Origin of the sequence: Photobacterium lucens (genome assembly GCF_009873615.1) — a bacterium.
Classification (GTDB): domain Bacteria; phylum Pseudomonadota; class Gammaproteobacteria; order Enterobacterales; family Vibrionaceae; genus Photobacterium; species Photobacterium lucens.
This window is the reverse complement of record NZ_SSMG01000394.1, coordinates 1-522: the sequence shown is the minus strand read 5'-3', so window position 1 is coordinate 522 and position 522 is coordinate 1. Positions and strand designations below refer to the sequence as shown.

Genomic DNA, 522 nt, shown 5'->3' with positions numbered 1-522 from the left:
GTCTTATATATATATGTTTCTTATCTAAAAAAGTAATAATTATCCCTATGTTTATATCAACTCTAATTCTAACGTTACCACAAATATTTCCAGAAACTGCAGCAAGGTATAATATTATTATCCCATTTTTAATATTTGTATATTTTTTTTGGTTAAGCAAAGATGAAATTTATGAATAGTGTTAGTGTTGTTATTCCTGTTTATAATGGGGAGTTCGTTGTTAAAAATGCTATAAATAGTGCTTTAGCACAAGAAGAAGTTTTAGAGGTGATATGTATTAATGATGGCTCTACTGATAAATCATTAGCAGTATTAGATAGTATCAATAACCCTAGAGTTAAGGTATTTTCTATCAAAAACTCTGGAGCCTCATATGCTAGAAATTTTGGTGCAATGAAAGCTAAGTCTAATTATATAGCATTTTTAGATGCTGATGATTATTATCTTCAAAACCGATTTTGTAAACAATTACCAATTATGGTAGATAATAAGAAAAAACTATCAATATCATCAGTACTAGTA

1 protein-coding gene is annotated in these 522 nt (G+C 27.2%); it reads left to right on the top strand.

The window, feature by feature from the left end:
* Window positions 1-171 precede the first annotated feature (171 nt).
* A partial coding sequence (locus E5A76_RS16285; RefSeq protein WP_161119558.1) for a glycosyltransferase family 2 protein occupies window positions 172-522 on the top strand: 351 nt, incomplete at its 3' end.